The organism is Achromobacter aloeverae (assembly GCF_004121055.1).
GTDB lineage: Bacteria > Pseudomonadota > Gammaproteobacteria > Burkholderiales > Burkholderiaceae_B > Bordetella_C > Bordetella_C aloeverae.
The window spans coordinates 401,472-419,588 of the sequence record NZ_PYAL01000008.1 but is presented as its reverse complement, the minus strand read 5'-3'; the positions used below and the strand labels follow the sequence as shown (position 1 = coordinate 419,588).

At 66.3% G+C, this 18,117-nt stretch carries 14 protein-coding genes; 9 read left to right on the top strand and 5 right to left on the bottom strand.

The features are described 5' to 3' along the window. Positions 1–13: 13 nt before the first annotated feature. The 3 genes from C7R54_RS25355 (at position 14) to C7R54_RS25345 (ending at position 5,679) form a co-directional block, all read left to right on the top strand. A complete protein-coding gene (locus C7R54_RS25355) occupies positions 14–544 on the top strand; it encodes a YqaA family protein (protein ID WP_129153591.1) in 531 nt (176 codons plus the stop codon). A 242-nt stretch (positions 545–786) separates the two neighbouring features. Then, positions 787–4,752: a DUF3683 domain-containing protein gene (locus C7R54_RS25350; RefSeq protein ID WP_129153590.1), complete on the top strand. Its 3,966-nt coding sequence runs from the start codon at positions 787–789 to the stop codon at positions 4,750–4,752. Positions 4,753–4,992: 240 nt separating this feature from the next. Further along, entirely contained in the window at positions 4,993–5,679 is a 687-nt protein-coding gene (locus tag C7R54_RS25345; protein ID WP_129153588.1) for a GntR family transcriptional regulator, read from the top strand. Positions 5,680–5,757: 78 nt separating this feature from the next. On the opposite strand, the gene C7R54_RS25340 is transcribed toward C7R54_RS25345, so the two are convergent. Together C7R54_RS25340 and C7R54_RS25335 are read right to left on the bottom strand one after the other, a co-directional pair. After that, positions 5,758–6,534: a LamB/YcsF family protein gene (locus tag C7R54_RS25340; RefSeq protein ID WP_129153586.1), complete on the bottom strand. Its 777-nt coding sequence runs from the start codon at positions 6,532–6,534 to the stop codon at positions 5,758–5,760. Between the two features lie 266 nt (positions 6,535–6,800). After that, positions 6,801–7,235, bottom strand: a complete 435-nt coding sequence (locus C7R54_RS25335; RefSeq protein ID WP_129153584.1) for a VOC family protein — start codon at positions 7,233–7,235, stop codon at positions 6,801–6,803. A 198-nt stretch (positions 7,236–7,433) separates the two neighbouring features. On the opposite strand from C7R54_RS25335, the gene C7R54_RS25330 reads away from it, so the two are divergent. Next, positions 7,434–8,297, top strand: a complete 864-nt coding sequence (locus C7R54_RS25330) for a LysR family transcriptional regulator (RefSeq protein ID WP_129153714.1) — start codon at positions 7,434–7,436, stop codon at positions 8,295–8,297. A gap of 86 nt (positions 8,298–8,383) precedes the next feature. Here the strand turns inward: C7R54_RS25330 and serA are convergent, their stop codons facing one another. From serA to phoB, 3 genes are all read right to left on the bottom strand, one after another. Next, complete coding sequence (gene serA, locus C7R54_RS25325; protein ID WP_129153582.1) at positions 8,384–9,589, bottom strand: phosphoglycerate dehydrogenase; 1,206 nt, start codon at positions 9,587–9,589, stop codon at positions 8,384–8,386. A gap of 168 nt (positions 9,590–9,757) precedes the next feature. Beyond that, positions 9,758–11,053 carry a phosphate regulon sensor histidine kinase PhoR gene (gene phoR, locus C7R54_RS25320; protein WP_129153581.1) on the bottom strand — a complete coding sequence of 432 codons (1,296 nt, stop codon included), beginning with the start codon at positions 11,051–11,053 and terminating at the stop codon, positions 9,758–9,760. A gap of 33 nt (positions 11,054–11,086) precedes the next feature. Then, positions 11,087–11,785, bottom strand: coding sequence for a phosphate regulon transcriptional regulator PhoB (phoB, locus tag C7R54_RS25315; RefSeq protein WP_129153579.1), 699 nt, complete (start codon positions 11,783–11,785; stop codon positions 11,087–11,089). Between the two features lie 341 nt (positions 11,786–12,126). On the opposite strand from phoB, the gene ubiE reads away from it, so the two are divergent. The 5 genes from ubiE to C7R54_RS25290 all read left to right on the top strand — a co-directional run bounded on the left by ubiE (position 12,127) and on the right by C7R54_RS25290 (position 18,050). Next, the gene (gene ubiE, locus C7R54_RS25310; protein WP_129153576.1) at positions 12,127–12,894 is read left to right on the top strand and encodes a bifunctional demethylmenaquinone methyltransferase/2-methoxy-6-polyprenyl-1,4-benzoquinol methylase UbiE; all 768 of its coding nucleotides are present in this window, start codon (positions 12,127–12,129) and stop codon (positions 12,892–12,894) included. Positions 12,895–13,178: 284 nt separating this feature from the next. After that, positions 13,179–14,213 (top strand): Tim44 domain-containing protein, encoded by a 1,035-nt coding sequence (locus tag C7R54_RS25305; RefSeq protein WP_129153574.1) that lies wholly within the window; start codon positions 13,179–13,181, stop codon positions 14,211–14,213. A gap of 370 nt (positions 14,214–14,583) precedes the next feature. After that, entirely contained in the window at positions 14,584–15,327 is a 744-nt protein-coding gene (locus C7R54_RS25300) for a ubiquinone biosynthesis accessory factor UbiJ (RefSeq protein ID WP_129153572.1), read from the top strand. 5 nt (positions 15,328–15,332) lie between these two features. After that, positions 15,333–16,886: a ubiquinone biosynthesis regulatory protein kinase UbiB gene (ubiB, locus tag C7R54_RS25295; protein ID WP_192903740.1), complete on the top strand. Its 1,554-nt coding sequence runs from the start codon at positions 15,333–15,335 to the stop codon at positions 16,884–16,886. A gap of 261 nt (positions 16,887–17,147) precedes the next feature. Further along, entirely contained in the window at positions 17,148–18,050 is a 903-nt protein-coding gene (locus C7R54_RS25290; protein ID WP_129153570.1) for a ferritin-like domain-containing protein, read from the top strand. Positions 18,051–18,117 lie beyond the last annotated feature (67 nt).

Below are 18,117 nucleotides of genomic sequence, written 5' to 3'. Positions count from 1 at the left end.
CTACACTGCCGCGATGGAAGAATCCCTGATGTCCTCGATCAACTGGCTATTGCAGCTGCTGGCCCTGCCCAACGTCGGCCTGAGCGCGATCTTCATCGTCAGCCTGATTTCCGCCACCCTCCTGCCGCTGGGGTCGGAACCCGTTGTCTTCGGCTACGTCAAGCTGGCGCCCGACATGTTCTGGCCGGCCATCCTGGTGGCGACCGCGGGCAACACCGTCGGAGGCGCCATCAGCTATGCCATGGGCCTGGGCGCCTGGCGCGCCGCCGAGAAGTGGAAGGAAAAACACCCCCACAAGGCCGCCGAGGCCAAATCCACCGCCACCGAGAGCCGCTGGCACAAGCACGCCCACAAATGGCTGCACCGGCTGGGGCCGTCGGCCTTGCTGCTTTCCTGGCTGCCGGGCGTGGGCGACCCGCTGTGCGCGGTGGCAGGATGGCTGCGCCTGGCATTCTGGCCTTGCGTCGCCTATATGGCTGTCGGTAAATTCCTGCGCTACGTCGCCATGACCGGCGGCCTGCTCTGGGTGTTTCCCCAGGGCTGAGGGCCGGAGCGCGTGGCGCCGGCATGGCCTGGCGGCCGGCACGCCGTACGAGGCGCCGCCGGCCCGTGACGCGGACGCGTGTTCGGGCCGGCGGTGCCCTCCCGCTCAACGACGTGCCCGTACTCAGAGAGTTGTAAGAATTCCGCCGTGCGGCGCTTTCCCGGTGCCGGCTGGGGGTTATCCCCCGGTGGCCCGGCGGCCATGACGTAAAATGCGCTTTTAAGGGCCTACCCTCAGCATCCATGAACGCCCCCATCGCCAGCCTGATCCTCGACGCGGCGACGCCGCCTGCCCCCGGCGCCCGCCTGCGAGAAATTCCCTACAACTACACGTCGTTTTCCGACAAGGAAATCGTCGGCCGGCTACTCGGCGCGGATGCGTGGCAGCTGCTGTCCGACCTGCGGGCCGAACGCCGCACCGGGCGGTCCGCACGCATGTTGTACGAGGTGCTGGGCGATATCTGGGTGGTGCGCCGCAATCCGTACCTGCAGGACGACCTGCTGGAAAATCCGAAGCGCCGCCGCCAGCTGATCGAGGCCTTGCACCATCGCTTGTCGGAGATCGACAAGCGACGCGAACCGGCGCGCATCGACTTCCAGGAAGGCCGCGATCTCTATCGCGACGAAAAGGTGCTGCAGCTGATCGAGCGCGCCCGCGCCGCCATCGCCGCCTTCGAGGCGCAATTCGACGAGACCGACGCGCTGCGCAAGCAGGCGCAGAAGACCCTGGGACGCATTACCGCCCGCGACAACATCAAGTTCGATGGCCTGTCGCGCGTGGCCCACGTCACCGACGCCACCGACTGGCGCGTCGAGTATCCGTTCGTGGTGCTGACGCCCGACAGCGAGGAAGAAATCGCCGCGCTGGTGCGGGGCTGCATCGAACTGGGCCTGACCATCATTCCGCGCGGGGGCGGCACCGGCTATACCGGCGGCGCGATCCCGCTGACGTGGAAGTCGGCCGTCATCAACACCGAGAAATTCGAGACGCTGGGCCAGGTGGAGTCCTGTACCCTGCCGGGCCGCGATGGCGAGGTCGCGACCATCTTCACCGGCGCGGGCGTGGTCACCAAGCGCGTGGCCGATGCCGCCGCCGCCGCCGGGTTCGTCTTTGCCGTCGACCCCACGTCGGCGGAAGCCTCTTGCGTGGGCGGCAATATCGCCATGAACGCCGGCGGCAAGAAGGCCGTGCTGTGGGGCACCGCGCTGGACAACCTGGCCTGGTGGCGCATGGTCGATCCGGAGGGCAACTGGCTGGAAGTGACGCGGCTGGCGCACAACATGGGCAAGATCCATGATGTGGACGTGGTCCGTTTCGAACTCAAGTGGTTCGACGGCCGCGGCAAGCCGGGCGCCACGCCGCTGCGCAGCGAAATCCTGGAAATCGAAGGCCGCCGCTTCCGCAAGGAAGGCCTGGGCAAGGACGTTACCGACAAGTTCCTGGCGGGCCTGCCGGGCGTGCAGAAGGAAGGTTGCGACGGCCTGATCACGTCGGCGCGCTGGGTGCTGCACCGCATGCCCGCGCATACGCGGACCGTCTGCATGGAGTTCTTCGGCCAGGCGCGCGACGCCATCCCGTCCATCGTCGAGGTCAAGCATTACCTGGACACCGCCGGCAAGGCGCGCGGGGCCATCCTGGCGGGCCTGGAGCACCTGGACGAACGCTACCTGCGCGCCGTTGGCTATGTCACCAAGAGCAAGCGGGGCGTGTTGCCCAAGATGGTCCTGATCGGCGACATCGTCGGCGACGATGACGATGGCGTGGCGGCCGCCGCCAGCGAGGTCGTGCGCCTGGCCAACACCCGCCACGGCGAAGGCTTCGTGGCGGTGAGCGCGGAAGCCCGCAAGAAGTTCTGGGCCGACCGTTCCCGCACCGCCGCCATCGCGCGCCACACCAACGCCTTCAAGATCAACGAAGACGTGGTGATCCCGCTGGGCCGCATGGGCGAGTACACGGATCACATCGAACGCATCAATATCGAGCTGTCCACGCGCAACAAGCTCAAGCTGCTGGATGCGCTGGATGCCTTCCTGGCCGAACCGCTGCCGCTGGGCAAGTCGGAGGACGCCGAGGATGCCGAGATCACCCGCGCGGAAGTGCTCAACGAGCGCACCCGCCACGCGCAGGATCTCGTCGCCGCCACCCGCGCGCGCTGGCGCTGGATGCTGGACCAGCTGGACCTGCCGTTGACGCAGGCGCTGCCGGACCTGGCGCGCCTGGGCCTGGTCCATATGCAATCGGCCCTGGCCGACCGCATCGTCGCGCAGCCGGACGCGCGCGTTTTCGACGTGGTGCAGGACCGCACCCTGCGCACTTCGTGGAAGACCGAAGTGCTGGCGGAGATGCAGCGCATTTTCCCGGGCAGCGCCTGCAAGAAGGTGCTGGACGAGATGCGCGCCATTCACGCGCGCGTGCTCAAGAGCCGCGTGTTCGTCGCCCTGCACATGCATGCGGGCGACGGCAACGTGCATACCAATATCCCCGTCAATTCCGACGATTATGAAATGCTGCGCGAGGCCAACGAGGCCGTGGCGCGCATCATGCAGATCGCGCGCGACCTGGACGGCGTGATTTCGGGCGAGCACGGCATCGGCCTGACCAAGTACGAATTCCTGACGCAGGAAGAGCTGCAGCCTTTCCAGGACTACAAGCGCAAGGTGGACCCCCAGGGTCGCTTCAACGCCGGCAAGCTGATGCCCGGCGCCGACCTCACCCATGCCTGGACGCCCAGCTTCAACCTGATGGGGCACGAATCGCTGATCATGCAGCAGAGCGAGATCGGCGCGATTTCCTCGTCGGTCAAGGACTGCCTGCGTTGCGGCAAGTGCAAGCCGGTGTGCGCCACCCATGTGCCGCGCGCCAACCTGCTTTATTCGCCGCGCAACAAGATCCTGGCCACGTCGCTGCTGGTCGAGGCCTTCCTGTACGAAGAGCAGACCCGCCGTGGCGTCAGCCTCAAGCACTGGGAGGAGTTCGAGGACGTGGCCGACCACTGCACGGTCTGCCACAAGTGCTACAACCCCTGCCCGGTGGACATCGACTTCGGCGACGTGTCGATGAACATGCGGGCGCTGCTGCGCCGCATGGGCAAGAAGTCCTTCAACCCGGGCACGGCCGCGGCCATGTTCTTCCTCAACGCGAAGGATCCGGCCACCATCAACGCGACCCGCAAGGCCATGGTGGGCGTCGGCTACAAGGTGCAGCGCGCCGCCAACGACCTGCTGTCCGGGCTGGCGCGCAAGCAGACGAGCAAACCGCCGGCAACGGTGGGCAAGGCGCCGCTGCGCGAGCAGGTGGTGCACTTCATCAACAAGAAGATGCCGGGCGGGCTGCCCAAGCAGACCGCGCGCAAGCTGCTCGATATCGAGGACGCCAACTACGTTCCCATCATCCGCGACCCGAAGACCACGTCGGCGGAGACCGAGGCGGTGTTCTACTTCCCGGGTTGCGGTTCGGAGCGCCTGTTCTCCCAGGTGGGCCTGGCCACGCAGGCCATGCTGTGGCACGCCGGCGTCCAGACGGTGTTGCCGCCCGGCTATCTGTGCTGCGGTTATCCGCAGCGCGGCAATGGCATGAACGACAAGGCCGACCAGATCATCACCGACAATCGCGTGTTGTTCCATCGGGTCGCCAACACGCTGAACTACCTGGATATCAAGACGGTGGTGGTCAGTTGCGGCACCTGCTACGACCAGTTGGCGGGGTACGAGTTCGAGAAGATCTTCCCTGGGTGCCGGTTGATCGACATCCACGAGTACCTGCTGGAGAAGGGCATCAAGCTCGATGGGGTCCAGGGTGTGCGCTACATGTACCACGATCCCTGCCATACGCCGATGAAGCTGCAGGACCCCATGAAGACGGTGAAGTCCCTGGTCGGTGACGGCGCCATCAAGAGCGACCGTTGCTGCGGGGAGTCCGGGACGCTGGCCGTGTCGCGGCCGGATGTCTCCACCCAGGTCCGTTTCCGCAAGGAAGAGGAGCTGCGCAAGGGTGGGCAGGCCATGCGCGCGGACGGCTACGAGGGCGATATCAAGGTGCTGACGTCGTGCCCGTCGTGCCTGCAGGGCCTGTCGCGCTACCAAGGCGATACGAGCATGGAAGCGGACTACATCGTCGTCGAAATGGCGCGCCATATCCTGGGGGAAAACTGGATGGCGGCGTACGTCAAGCAGGCCAATGCCGGCGGGATCGAGCGCGTGCTGGTCTAGAAAATAGCACTTCGGCGCCCCGCGCGCGGCCTTGCCAAGAAAAAGGCGCTGCTCACCCGCAGCGCCTTTTTCTTTGGGGCGCTCATGCGCGGGCTTTCAATCCGGTTTCAGCCATGGCAAGAAAGTCTTTGCAAACAACTGCCGAATAATTGTCGTCAGCAATACAATTGTGTTTCTATTGGTTTCCACCGAAATCCATAGCGGCTAACCGGCGCCCTGCACAACAGAGAAGACGAATCCATGGAAATAAAGGCCCCCGCGACTATTCCGTACTTCTTGCAGGAACAGGTCAGACGGATGATCGTGGACGGCACCTTACGGCCTGGGCAGCCGCTGCGCGAGCAGGAACTGGAACGGCGCTTCGGCACCAGCCGCAGTCCCATACGCGAGGCCCTGCGCCTGTTGGAATTGAGCGGCCTGGTCACGCACGTCCAGCGGCGGGGCTTCCGGGTAGCGCTCTACAGCGAACGCGAAATTCGCCACATCTACCAGTTGCGCGCGGAACTGGAGTCCTACGCCATCACCAGGCTGGCGGAACAGGACAACCTGGCCGCGCTCGTCGCCGAACTCGAAATGGGCCACGCCTGCCTGCGGGAATGCCTGCCCGAGGAGAAAGCGCAGCAGTGCCTGGAACTGGCCCGGGAATTCTTCAATACCATCGTGCGCGCCAACGACAACAAGCCGCTGGAGGAAGCGCTTTCCAAGCTGAACGACCGTTGCGACCCGCTGCGCCACATCCTGCTCAGGCGCAAGGCGGACTGTCGCCGGCAGCTCATCGAAGGCACCGGACGCCTCCTGGCGGTGCTGAGGATCGGGGACCTCCCGCGCGCCGCCGCCATCCGCCGCGAAATAACCGAGGCCTTCCTGCCGCTGGTGTTGCAGGCGTACGCCGCCGAGGTCTACCCGGACGCTGCTTCGAACGCGTGAACGCCGCGTCGGCCGGGAAGGGCGGCTGCGGCCCGCGGTGGCGCCGCCACCCGCCGGTCGCCGCCGCGAGCGTACGTCTCAGGCGACCGGGCCGCCCGGCATCGCCCGCACGGCGATGCCCGCCTTCTCCAGCGCGGCGCGTATGCCGTTGGCGAATACCAGCGCGTTGGGCTGGTCGCCATGGATGCACAAGGTATCCGCCTGGACGGGGACTTCCTTGCCGTTGACCGACCGAACCTTGCCTTCGGACGCCATGCGCACCACCTGCGCCACCGCCGTCTCCAGGTCCTCGATCATGGCGCCCGGACGGTTGCGCGGCGACAGCGAGCCATCGTCCTGGTAGGTCCGGTCGGCAAATACTTCGCTGGCGACCGGCATGCCCAGTTCCTGCGCTGCCCGCACCAATTCGCTGCCCGCCAGGCCGTAAAGCACCAGCGATGCATCGACATCGCGCACGGCGCGGCAGATGGCCTGCGCCAGCGGCGTGTCCTTGACGGCCATGTTGTACAGGGCGCCGTGGGCCTTGACGTGATGCAGGCGGGCGCCTTGCGACGCCGCCACCCCGGCCAGCGCGCCGACCTGGTAGACCACCATGTCATACGCTTCGGCAGGGCTGATCTGCATGACGCGGCGTCCGAAGCCGGACAGGTCGGGCAGGCTGGGGTGCGCCCCCAAGGCGACGCCTTGGGCCAGCGCCGCGGCGACGGTCTTGCGCATGGTGCCCGGATCGCCACCGTGGAAACCACAGGCGATATTGGCCGAAGTGACGTATTGCAATACGGCTTCGTCGTTGCCCATGTGCCAGGCGCCGTAGCTCTCGCCCATGTCGCAGTTCAGGTCTATGGAGGGTGCCATCTGCTTGATTCTTCTCGTGGGTTGTCGAATTCCGCTGGCCGCCGCCGCCGCGGGGAGTCAGTCGTGCGCGTCGGGGAAACCGGGGCTGTGTAGCCAGCGGGGCGGTGGGTCCAGTGTAATCACAGTCCGGGCCGCCCGGGAGGGGCGGGCCCCATGCAAAACCGCCGCCCCGCGCGTGAACGTGGGCGGCGGTCAGGGCAGCCCAGGCATTGGGCTCGCAGTGCGGGCTTGCAGGAAGGGCTCGCCGGACGGGCTCGCAGGAAGGCTTACTTGGCGAACAACGATTCCATGTTCTTGAACGCCTTGAATTCCAGGGCGTTGCCCGACGGATCCAGGAAGAACATGGTGGCTTGTTCACCTACTTCGCCCTTGAAGCGGATGTAGGGCTCGATCACGAACTTGGTGCCGGCCTTGGTCAGCTTGCCCGCCATTTCTTCCCAGGCTTCCATCGGCAGCACGGCGCCGAAGTGGCGCACGGGCACGTCGTGGTCATCGACGGCGCTGGTCTGCTTGTGGCCGCACTCGTCCGGCGCCAGGTGGGCGACGATCTGGTGGCCGTAGAAGTTGAAGTCCACCCATTCCGGGGCGCTACGCCCCTCGGGACAGCCCAGCAGGTCGCCGTAGAAGGCGCGGGCCTCGGCGATGTCGCGCACGGGAAAGGCCAGGTGGAAAGGAGGGATGACGGCGGTCTGAGTACTCATGATGATTCCAAATCGGAAAACGAAAGAACAGGTCGGCCGGAACGCGGCGTGGCCCGGACGAATCAGGCAGGTGAAAGTTTAGGGCTTGTTTTTTCGATTGAAAAACGATATTTTTTTATCGTAAGACCCAAAAATATCGATGTATATTCCTACCTGGCCCGTTCCGGGCCGGCCTGTCGCCGTTCCTCAATCATGAGCATGCTGCGCGAATTCAAGACCTTCGTCGCCGTGGCGCGCGACGGCACTTTCACGGGCGCGGGCCAGCAGCTGGGGCTGACCCAGTCCGCCGTCAGCGCGCAGATCCGCCGGCTGGAGGATTTCATCGGCGTGGACTTGTTCGACCGTGGGGCGCGCCATGCGTCACTGAACGCGGCCGGCCGCGAGGTCCTCGCGCATACCGAGGAACTGCTGGGCCTGGTCGACCGCATGGTGCGCCAGGCCGGCAGCGGCCATGTTTCCGGCGCCCTGCGCGTGGCGGCCATCGCGTCGGTACAGGAAACGCTGCTGGTCCAGGCACTGGCCGCGCTGCGCGCCGACTATCCGGATGTCAGCGTGCGCATCGTGCCCGGGGTCTCGCTGGCCCTGCTCGGGCAGGTGGACGCCGGCGAAGTCGACCTTGCGGTCCTGATCCGCCCGCCTTTCACGCTACCGCCGGAACTCGACTGGCGGCCCTTGCTGGCGGAGCCCATGGTGGTGGCCGTGCCCGCCGGGCTACCCGATATGCCCTGGCGCGAGGCGCTCGCCAGCCAGCCCTTCATTCGCTATGAGCGTGCTTCCTTTGGCGGGCGCCTGGTCGACAACTTCCTGCGCCGCCACCGTATCGTCGTGCATGAAGCCGTCGAGCTGGATGAAATTGACGCGATCGCCAACCTGGTGCGGCATGGCCTGGGCGTGGCCGTGCTGCCCCGCACGCGGCAGCTCGATGTGCAGGGCTTGCGCCTGCTGGACCTGGGCGCGGCCGCCTTCGACCGCGAGATCGGCATCGTGTCGCGCCGCAATGCAGACCCGGACGGCCTGGCCGGCAAGTTCTCCCGCTGCCTGGTGGCCGCCGCCGCCATATAGGAAGTCGGCGAGGAAGCCGGCGCAAGGGAGCCCCCGCGTTTCACGGCCCATATCGGGGGGCCGTTGAGCGTCGGGGGCCGTTGAGTCTACGCAGTCGCCTGTTCGCAGCGGATTGTGATGGGGTGCGCACGCAGCGCCGCGATGACCTTGTCGTTGACGTCACCGTCCACATCGGTCACCACGTAGCCGATTTCGCCGCGCGTCTGCAGGTTCTGGCTGCAGATATTCAGCCCCTGCTCGGCCAGCAGATTGTCCAGCGTGCCCAGCGCACCGGGGACGTTCTTGTGGATATGCAGGATGCGCGCCGTGCCAGAATGCTCGGTGAACGGCAGTTCGGGGAAGTTCACCGCTCCCTTGGTCGTGCCGCTTTGCATGAAGCGCACCAGCTTCTCCGCCACTTCGCGCCCGATGTTCTCCTGCGATTCCTGGGTGCTGCCCGCGATATGCGGCGTCAGGATGACGTTGGGCAGGCCCACCAGCGGGCTGGCCAGGGGCTCGTCCTTGCTCTTGGGTTCGACCGGAAAGACGTCCAGCGCCGCGCCGCCCAGGTGCCCGGACGACAGCGCCCCGTGCAGGGCGTCGATATCCACCACGGTGCCGCGCGAGGCATTGATCAAGATCGCGCCCGGCTTCATCAGCGCCAGCGTTTCGGCATTGATGATGTTCTCCGTGCTGCGCCCGCCCGGCACGTGCAGGGTGACGACATCGCTTTGCGCCAGCAATTCCGCCAGCGTCGATACGGCGCGCGCATTGCCCAGCGGCAACTTGGCCTCGACGTCGTGGAACACGACGCGCATCCCCACGCTTTCGGCCAGCGTGCCCACCTGCGAACCGATATTGCCGTAGCCGACCACGCCCAGCGTCTTGCCACGGGCCTCGTAGGCGCCGGTGGCGGTCTTGTCCCAATGTCCCTGGTGCACGCGCTCGTTCTTTTCCGGGACGCGGCGTAGCAGCAGGATGGCTTCGCCCAGCACCAGCTCCGCCACCGAGCGCGTGTTCGAGAACGGCGCATTGAAGACGGGCACGCCGCCGCGCATGGCGCTGTCCAGGTCGACCTGGTTGGTGCCGATGCAGAAGCAGCCGACCACGCGCACCGACGGGAATTCCTTGAACAGCGCCGCGTCCAGGTGGGTCCGTGAGCGGATGCCCACCACCTCCGCGCCGGCGAGGGCCGCGCGCAGTTCGGCGGGCGGCAGCGACGAGGAATGGGTCGCGATATCGGTGAACCCGGCGTCGCGGAAAACGGCGACGCCGCTGGGGTGAATATTCTCGAAAAGGACGATCTGCGCCATGCTGCCTAGCTCCAAATGCAAATGAGAATCATATTCTATGATTGCCGTGTCATGCCATGCCTAGGGTAGCGTTTGCCAGCACCCGCCATGCCCCAAGGCCATGGCGCGGGGAGGGGCATGCGGCTTCCTTCCTTTTCTCTTATATGGCGGTTCCGGCGGGCGGAAGATCTATTCCGCGACCCGTTCCGCGGGGAAAATCAGCGAAAACGTGCTGCCCTTTCCCACTTCGCTGGCGATGCCCAGCTCGGCGTCGTGGCGCATGGCGATGTGCTTGGTGATCGCCAGACCCAGGCCGGTGCCGCCGACGGCGCGCGAGCGGCCGCGATCGACGCGATAAAAGCGCTCGGTCAGGCGCGGGATGTGGCGCGGCGCGATGCCGATGCCGGTGTCGTGCACGCTGTAGCGGGCGCCCCCGTCGGGAAGGCGCTCCCAGGTGGTGGTGATCGTGCCGCCGTCGGGCGTGTAGCGCACCGCGTTGGTGAGCAGGTTGGCGAAGGCGGAGGACAGCTCGTTTTCCGCGCCCAGCACGTCCAGGGTGTCGTCGATCCGCCATTGCATGTCGTGCCGCCCGGCCGACAGCGCCTCGACCTGCTGGCGCACGGTTTGCACCAGCGCGCCGATGCGCACGGGATGCGGCTCCGCGCTGGGCGACGACTCCAGGGTGGACAGCGTCAACAGGTCGGCGACGATGGCCTGCATGCGCTGGGCCTGCTCGTGCATCATGGAAAGATATTGGTCGCGCTGCTCCTGCGTCAGCGCTTCCTGCGGCATGTCGCGCAGCGTTTCCAGGAAGCCGGCCAGCACTGTCAGCGGCGTGCGCAATTCGTGCGAGACGTTGGCGACGAAGTCGCGCCGCGTGGTCTCCAGCTTCTCGATCTGGGTGACGTCGCGCGTGATCAGCAGGCGCTGGTCGCGGGCGTAGGCGGTCAGTTGCATCATCAGCAGGCGTTCCTGGCTGCCGATCGCCACGCGTACGAGTATGGGATCGGGCCAGTCCGCCTGGCGGCTGTATTCGATGAATTCCGGCGCGCGTACCAGGTTCAGCAGGCTGGCGCCCCGGTCGGCGGGCAGGCGCAGGCCCAGGTGCTGGCGCGCCACGCGGTTGCACCAGTCGATCTGCAAGTCCTGGTTGAGCGTGACGGCGCCGTCGGGCAGGGCCTGGGCCGCGGCCAGCATCCCCTGCATGGCGTCGCGGCTTTCGGCCAGCTGGCGGGTCTGCGCGCGGACATAGCGGTAGAGGGGGGCGAGGATGTCATCCCACGGGCCGACCGACGCCGGTGGCGACTCTTCCGGGTTGCGCGCCCAGCGCGCGGCGCGCTGGGTCCGCAGGCTGCGGCTGATCAGCATCAGCGACAGCGCGATGCACATCAGGATCCAGCCGAACGGCGCGCCCACCAGCCATTGGACAAGGGCGGCGACGGCCGCCCACAACACTATGAAAACAATCGTACGCAGCCAGATCATGGTGCGGGCATTCTAACCCTGGTGGGAGCGCGGTCAGCGCGCGGGAAGCTGGGCGGTAAAGCGGTAGCCGCTGCCGCGCACGGTCTCCACGTGCAGGTCGTGGCCGCTGGGCTCCAGCGCCTTGCGCAGGCGGCGAATATGCACGTCCACGGTGCGCTCCTCCACGAAGACATGGTCGCCCCAGACTTGGTCCAGCAGTTGGGAGCGCGAGAAAACCCGCTCCGGGTGGGTCATGAAGAAATGCAGCAGGCGGAACTCGGTCGGGCCGATCTGCAGCGAGTGGCCGCTACCGTTCAGCCGGTGCGTGACGGGGTCCAGGCGCAGGCCGGCGACGTCGATCACGTCATCGGTCAGCTGCGGCGCGCGCCGGCGCAGCACCGCCTTGATGCGCGCCATCAACTCCTTTGGCGAGAAGGGCTTGGTGATGTAGTCGTCCGCGCCGGCTTCCAGCCCGTCCACCTTGTCCTGCTCGGAGCCCTTGGCGGTGAGCATGATGACGGGGACGGTACGGGTGCGCTCCTCGTTGCGCAGCTTGCGGGCCAGCGAGAGGCCGGACGTACCCGGCAGCATCCAGTCCAGCAGGATGAGGTCGGGCAGCTCGGCGCGGATCAGCGTCTGGGCCTGGTCCGCGTCGAAGGCGCGCAGGACCTTGTGGCCCGCGAACGACAGGTTGACCGCGATCAACTCCTGGATCGCGGGTTCGTCTTCGACAACGAGTATGGTGCTGGACATGTCGGTTTGGTAGCGGTGATGCGGGTCTGTTTGACTGGATGTGATCGCCGCCTTGGGGGTGGGGCGGCGTCGAAACATTGCGATAGTATGGCCGTAATATTTCAGGTATGTGACCGGGCGGCGGCGCGAATGCCATCTTTCTTCTTATTTTTCCCGGCGCGGCCGTCAGCCGCCTTTTCCATGCCTTTTGCCATGCCCTGACGCGCTCGTGCGCCGGCACGTCCGCAAGCCGCGCCGGCCGACACGCCGGACGAGGGCAGGGCCGAAGGCAGAAGCGAAGGCGGGGGGCCAGGGATAGGGCGCCGATCGGCTACCATTGCGCCATGACCCCGGAATCAACCATGCAAAACCCCTCCTCCCCCCCCGAGCCGGCCGCCGGCACCACGCATTTCGGCTTTTCGACGGTCCAGGAAAACGACAAGGCGCGCAAAGTGGCCGAAGTTTTCCATTCCGTGGCCTCGCGCTATGACGTCATGAACGACCTGATGTCGGCGGGGCTGCACCGTATATGGAAAGCCTTCACCATAGGCCGCGCCGCAATCCGGCCGGGCATGCGCGTGCTGGACATCGCCGGCGGCACGGGCGACCTGGCCAAGGCCTTCGCGCGCCGGGCGGGGCCCACGGGCGAGGTCTGGCTGACCGACATCAACGATTCCATGCTGCGCGTCGGCCGCGACCGCATGACCGATTCCGGCCTGTTGCTGCCCACCGCTGTCTGCGACGCGGAAAAGCTGCCTTTTCCCGATGGTTACTTCGACCGGGTCAGCGTGGCCTTCGGCCTGCGCAATATGACGCACAAGGATCGCGCCCTGGCGGAGATGAAGCGCGTGCTCAAGCCGGGCGGCAAGCTGCTGGTGCTGGAGTTTTCGCGGGTCGCCAAGCCCCTGGCGCCCGCCTACGACTGGTACTCGTTCAACGTCCTGCCCTGGCTGGGCCGCAAGGTGGCGGGCGACGAGGCCAGCTACCGCTACCTGGCGGAATCCATACGCATGCATCCCGACCAGGAGACGCTGGCCGGCATGCTGCGAACCGCTGGCCTGGAGCGCGTCCAGTACTTCAACCTGACCGCGGGCGTCGCCGCGCTGCACGAGGGGGTGCGGCTGGCCTGAGCGCGCCTCGGGCGCGCGTATCGTCTTTTCCGCGCCTCGGGCACGTGTATCGTCTTTTCCGCGCCTCGGGCACGTGTATCGTCTTTTCCGCGCCTCGGCGCGCGTATCGTCGTCTCGAGCGGCCTGCATCCGGGATCGCGCTTGTCCTCCAGGGAAATCTCGGATATTCTTTGGCTTTCAGCAATCTGTAAGCAATCGCCTGGTCCTGCGTCTTCATGCCGTGGGGCCACCCTGAAAGGGCCTTGCCCAATCGGGCACTGGCGGGATACTCAGGAGTATTCGTCATGTCCAGCCGTTTTTTTACCCGGTTCACCGCCGCGGCACTGATCGCCGTGGCCGGCGCCGCGATGATCGCCACGTCCTTCGACGCTGAAGCCAAGCGCGTCGGCGGCGGCGGCAGCGTGGGTCGCCAATCCAGCAACGTCACCACTCAACGCCAGGCTGTCACGCCGCCGGCCGCCTCCAGCAATACCGCTGGCGCGACCAGCGCCGCGGCACCGGCCGCGGGCGCCGCCGCCGGCGCTGCCGCGGCGGGCGCGCGCACCGGTGCGTCGCGTTGGCTGGGCCCCATCGCCGGTATCGCGGCGGGCCTGGGCATCGCAGCCCTGCTGTCGCATCTGGGCCTGTCCGGCGCCTTCGCCGAAATGCTCTCCAGCATGCTGTTGATCGGCCTGGTGGTTTTCGCCGTCCTGTTCATCGTGCGCCGCCTGCGCGGCGCCGCGCCGCGTCCCGCCATGCAGGGCGCGTACGGCATGAACCGCGATAACGGCGCGGCCAATGGGCAGTCGCCTGCCTGGCGCGACGCCGTGTTGCCGCCCAAGGCCGCCGAAGCCGCCCCCGCCGCGCAGCCGTCCGCTTTCCAAAGCGTGCCGCAGGCCGTGCAAGGCAATGCGTCGGGCGCCGTGCAAGGCAGCGGCCAGGGCAGCGACTGGTTCATCCCCGGCGACTTCGACACGCCGCGCTTCCTGCAGGAAGCCAAGGAACAGTTCAAGCGTATCCAGGGCATCTGGGATAGCGGCGACACCGATCGCCTGCGTGAATTCCTGACCGATGACCTGATCACCGAACTCAAGCCGCAGATGCTCGAACGCAAGGGCGAACCCAGCAAGACCGACGTGGTCCTGTTGAACGCCGAGCTGCTTGGTATCGAATCCGTGTCCGACGGGCACCTGGCCAGCGTGCGCTTCTCCGGCATGCTGCGCGAGGCCCCGGGCGCCGAAGCCTTCCGTTTCGAGGAAGTCTGGAACTTGTTCAAGCCCGCCCAAGGTGGCTGGTTGCTCGCCGGGATTCAGCAGATTCCCGTTGAGTACGCCAGCTAAGGGTGGCCTGAGCGGGCGGAAAGCAGGTGGCAACCTGCCTTCCGCCCTCCCGTCCGCCGCTCCCGGGGGGGAGGGCACGGACACACGATGGCCTGCCATTGCGTCGTCCAGCCAACGGCGGACGGGTAAATAGAGCATGTGGGTTTTCTTCTCTAGCGGTGCGCCTTGCTCGGGCAGCCGCCCTGATACCGGCTCTTGGAGCCGGTTTTTTTCGTTGATCCTCGGTTGGCCGTTCGTTGGCCGCGCGCCGGCCGATGGATCAAGCCACGCATTCCCCGATCCGCGCATTGCCTCGCCCGGTTCCCGGTAAACTCGACGCTTACCCTTACCCGTGGATGCCGGTACCCGCCCGGGCCGAACCAGAACACTCATGTTGCCTTTCCCTGCCTTGCCCCGTCCGTCGCGCGTCCTGTGCGGCGCGCTCAACGCCCTACTCAAGCGCGAGGAGTGGGCGCGCGACCGCCTGGCCCGCCATGCGGGCAAGACGGTGCGGCTCTCGTTCAGTGGGTTCCAGTTGTCGCTGACGGTGGATGCACAGGGCTATGCCGATGTCGCCGCTGACGCCATCGTGCCCGACGTCACGCTGACGCTGGACAGCGGCAAGTTCAGCCTCGCGCGCTTGCTGGGCGAGGAAGGAAGGGCGCTGGCGAACGCCTCGCCGCGCGAACGGGCCGATGCGTTCGCCGACATGACGCACATCTCCGGCGATGCCGGGCTGGCCCAGGTGGTCGCCGAGCTTGCCGCCAATCTGCGTTGGGACGTGGAGGACGAACTGGCGCGCGTCGTCGGTGACATCCCCGCCACCCGCCTGACGCAAGGCGTGCGCAGCGTCGCGCGCGGGGCGCGGGACGTCGCGCAGCGCGTCGGCGGCAACGTGGCCGAGTTCCTGTCCTACGAGCAGGGTGTGCTGGCCAATCGTCCGGTGATGGAGGGGTGGCGCGACGGCATCGCCCGCGCTGCCGGCAGCGTCGATGCCCTGGCGGCTCGACTGGCGCGGCTGGATGCGCGCCTGGGCCGGCTGGACGGCGGCAGGCGGGCGGGCGGCATGCAAATGGACGGCATGCAAATGGACGGCATGCCGGCGGGCGGCAAGTCAGCAGTGGGGCAAGCCTGAACGCCATGCTGACCTTTCTGCGTTTTGTCCGTATCGTCTTCGTTGCCTTGCGTTATGGCCTGGACGAGCTGGTACTTTCCAGCCTGAAGCATCCGTTGGCCGCGCTGTTGCTGCGCGTCGTTCGCTTCGGCACGCGACCACGCACGCCGCGCGGCGTGCGCCTGCGCCGGGCGCTGGAATCGCTGGGACCCATCTTCGTCAAATTCGGCCAGGTATTGTCGACTCGCCGCGACCTGATTCCCGCTGACATCGCCAACGAGCTGGCCCTGTTGCAGGACCGCGTGCCGCCTTTCCCCTCCAAGCAGGCGGCCGAGTGCATCGAAACCGCGCTGGGGGCGCCGCCGGCGACGCTGTTCAAGCATTTCGAGGTGGACCCCGTCGCGTCGGCCTCCATCGCCCAGGTGCATTTCGCGGTGCTGCACGACGGCCGCGAAGTGGCGGTCAAGGTGTTGCGGCCGGGCATGCTGGGCATCATCGAAAAAGACATGGCGCTGCTGCGCATGCTGGCGGGCGTCATCGAACGCCTGGGCCCCGATGGGCGGCGCCTGAAGCCGCGCGAGGTGGTGGCCGAGTTCGACAAATACCTGCATGACGAACTGGACCTGGTACGCGAAGCCTCCAATTGCAGCCAGTTGCGCCGCAACTTCGGCCCGGATTCCGGGCGGGGTGGCGTGCTCATCGTGCCCGAGGTGATCTGGGAATTCACCACCAGCACCATTTTCACGATGGAGCGCATGTACGGCATTCCCGTGGGCCAGGTCGAACGCATGCGTGCCGCGGGCATCGATATTCCCAAGCTGGCGCGCACGGGCGTCGAGATCTTCTTTACCCAGGTGTTCAGCGACGGCTTCTTCCATGCCGACATGCACCCGGGGAATATCTACGTTTCCGACCGGCCGCAGACGCTGGGCCACTACATCGCGCTGGACTTCGGCATCGTGGGATCCTTGTCGGAGTTCGACAAGAACTACCTGGCGCAGAATTTCCTGGCCTTCTTCCGCCGCGACTACCGGCGCGTGGCGCAATTGCACATCGAATCGGGCTGGGTGCCGGCCGACACGCGCGAGGAAGAGCTGGAGGGCGCGGTGCGCGCCGTCTGCGAACCTTACTTCGACCGGCCCCTGTCCGAGATTTCGCTGGGTCAGGTATTGTTGCGCCTGTTCCAGACTTCACGCCGCTTCAATGTGGAAATCCAGCCACAGCTGGTGCTGCTGCAGAAGACCTTGCTGAATGTGGAGGGACTGGGGCGCGAGCTCGACCCCAATCTCGACCTGTGGAAAACGGCCAAGCCCTATCTGGAGCGCTGGATGCGCGAACGCATGGGCCTGGCCGGCCTGCGCCAGCAGTTGGAGAAGGAGGCCGCGCAATGGTCGCAGATGCTGCCGGCGCTGCCGCGCCTGCTGCACGAGCGCCTGTCCCGCCCCAATGTCGAACCGGCCGTCCTGGTCGAACTCGGCCGCCTGCGCAAGGCCCGGGAACACGGCAATCGCCTGCTCATGGTCATCGCGGCGGTGCTTGCCGTGGGGGTGGCGCTGGTTATCTGGTTCAATGTCCGTTAGGAGCATGCCACCCCTCATTCCAGGGGGTCGTCATGTTTCTGACATAATTCTGTCATTACACGTTCGCACGCGAGAGCGATAAAGGCGATTGCGGGGCTTTGGGGGCCCCGTGGTCGTACGCGCATTCAATTTCCGTCCGGCCGATTACAAACCCGATCCCAGGCGCCTTGCGCGCCCGTGTCCGGAGGGGAGACTTGCGCGTTTATCGCGGCCAGCGACCTGAGGGGTGGGATTTTCGAACATCATCAGGGCCTACATCTCATGCTTTATCCCGAACTCTTCAAAACCATGGAAGCCGTGCGCTGGAATATGGCGACCGACATACCCTGGGACGACTTTGATCGGAGCAAGCTGTCGGACGAACAGGCCAATACGATCAAGATGAACGCCATCACGGAGTGGGCCGCCTTGCCCGCGACGGAGATGTTCCTGCGCGACAACCGTGGCGACAGCGATTTCAGCGCCTTCATGTCGGTCTGGTTCTTCGAGGAACAGAAGCATTCGCTGGTGTTGATGGAATACTTGCGCCGCTTCTGCCCGGACCTGATGCCGACGGAAGAAGAGCTGCACAAGGTGCGTTTCGAATTCGACCAGGCGCCCGCGCTGGAAACGCTGATGCTGCATTTCTGCGGCGAGGTTCGCCTGAATCACTGGTACCGTTGCGCCGCCGAGTGGCATACGGAGCCGGTGATTCGTGCCATCTACAGCACCATCGCCAAGGACGAGGCGCGTCATGCCGGCGCCTATCTGCAATACATGCGCCGCGCGCTGTTCGACCGGGGCGAAGAGACCTGCCAGCAGGCCAAGATGGCCTTCTCGAAGATCGGCATGCTGATGGCGTCGGCCGGTCGCACCCAGCAGGCGCTGCATCCGACCAACCTGCACGTCAACAAGGACATGTTCCCCAACGACACGGTGCAATCCAGGTTGCCCGATCCGGGCTGGCTGGAGCGTTGGCTGGATTCGCAGATCCGTTTCGACGGCGGCTGGGAAAAGAAGGTCGGCGACCGCATCCTGCACATCCTGTCCAAGCTGCTGGACCGCACGTTCGAGTCGGCCAAGGACCTGAACCGTTATCGCAAGGAAACCATGGCGGCGATGGGCGGCAAGTCCGGCCTCATCCTGCCGCCGGGTGTCGGCGAACAGAGCCTGGTCGGCGCCTGAGCGGGCTGGCAAGGGAGGCGAGGCCTGTTCCGGGGTAGGGGGCGGGCCCGAAGCCTGGTCCTGAGAA

Bases quoted from the DNA above. Each gene is read 5' to 3' on its own strand.
- C7R54_RS25355 (WP_129153591.1), top strand. From the start codon at position 14: ATGGAAGAATCCCTGATGTCCTCGATCAACTGGCTATTGCAGCTGCTG.
- C7R54_RS25290 (WP_129153570.1), top strand. From the start codon at position 17,148: ATGCTTTATCCCGAACTCTTCAAAACCATGGAAGCCGTGCGCTGGAAT.
- phoR (WP_129153581.1), bottom strand. From the start codon at position 11,053: ATGATCTGGCTGCGTACGATTGTTTTCATAGTGTTGTGGGCGGCCGTC.
- C7R54_RS25305 (WP_129153574.1), top strand. From the start codon at position 13,179: ATGTCCAGCCGTTTTTTTACCCGGTTCACCGCCGCGGCACTGATCGCC.
- ubiE (WP_129153576.1), top strand. From the start codon at position 12,127: ATGCAAAACCCCTCCTCCCCCCCCGAGCCGGCCGCCGGCACCACGCAT.
- C7R54_RS25330 (WP_129153714.1), top strand. From the start codon at position 7,434: ATGCTGCGCGAATTCAAGACCTTCGTCGCCGTGGCGCGCGACGGCACT.
- C7R54_RS25340 (WP_129153586.1), bottom strand. From the start codon at position 6,534: ATGGCACCCTCCATAGACCTGAACTGCGACATGGGCGAGAGCTACGGC.
- ubiB (WP_192903740.1), top strand. From the start codon at position 15,333: ATGCTGACCTTTCTGCGTTTTGTCCGTATCGTCTTCGTTGCCTTGCGT.
- serA (WP_129153582.1), bottom strand. From the start codon at position 9,589: ATGGCGCAGATCGTCCTTTTCGAGAATATTCACCCCAGCGGCGTCGCC.
- C7R54_RS25300 (WP_129153572.1), top strand. From the start codon at position 14,584: ATGTTGCCTTTCCCTGCCTTGCCCCGTCCGTCGCGCGTCCTGTGCGGC.
- phoB (WP_129153579.1), bottom strand. From the start codon at position 11,785: ATGTCCAGCACCATACTCGTTGTCGAAGACGAACCCGCGATCCAGGAG.
- C7R54_RS25350 (WP_129153590.1), top strand. From the start codon at position 787: ATGAACGCCCCCATCGCCAGCCTGATCCTCGACGCGGCGACGCCGCCT.
- C7R54_RS25345 (WP_129153588.1), top strand. From the start codon at position 4,993: ATGGAAATAAAGGCCCCCGCGACTATTCCGTACTTCTTGCAGGAACAG.
- C7R54_RS25335 (WP_129153584.1), bottom strand. From the start codon at position 7,235: ATGAGTACTCAGACCGCCGTCATCCCTCCTTTCCACCTGGCCTTTCCC.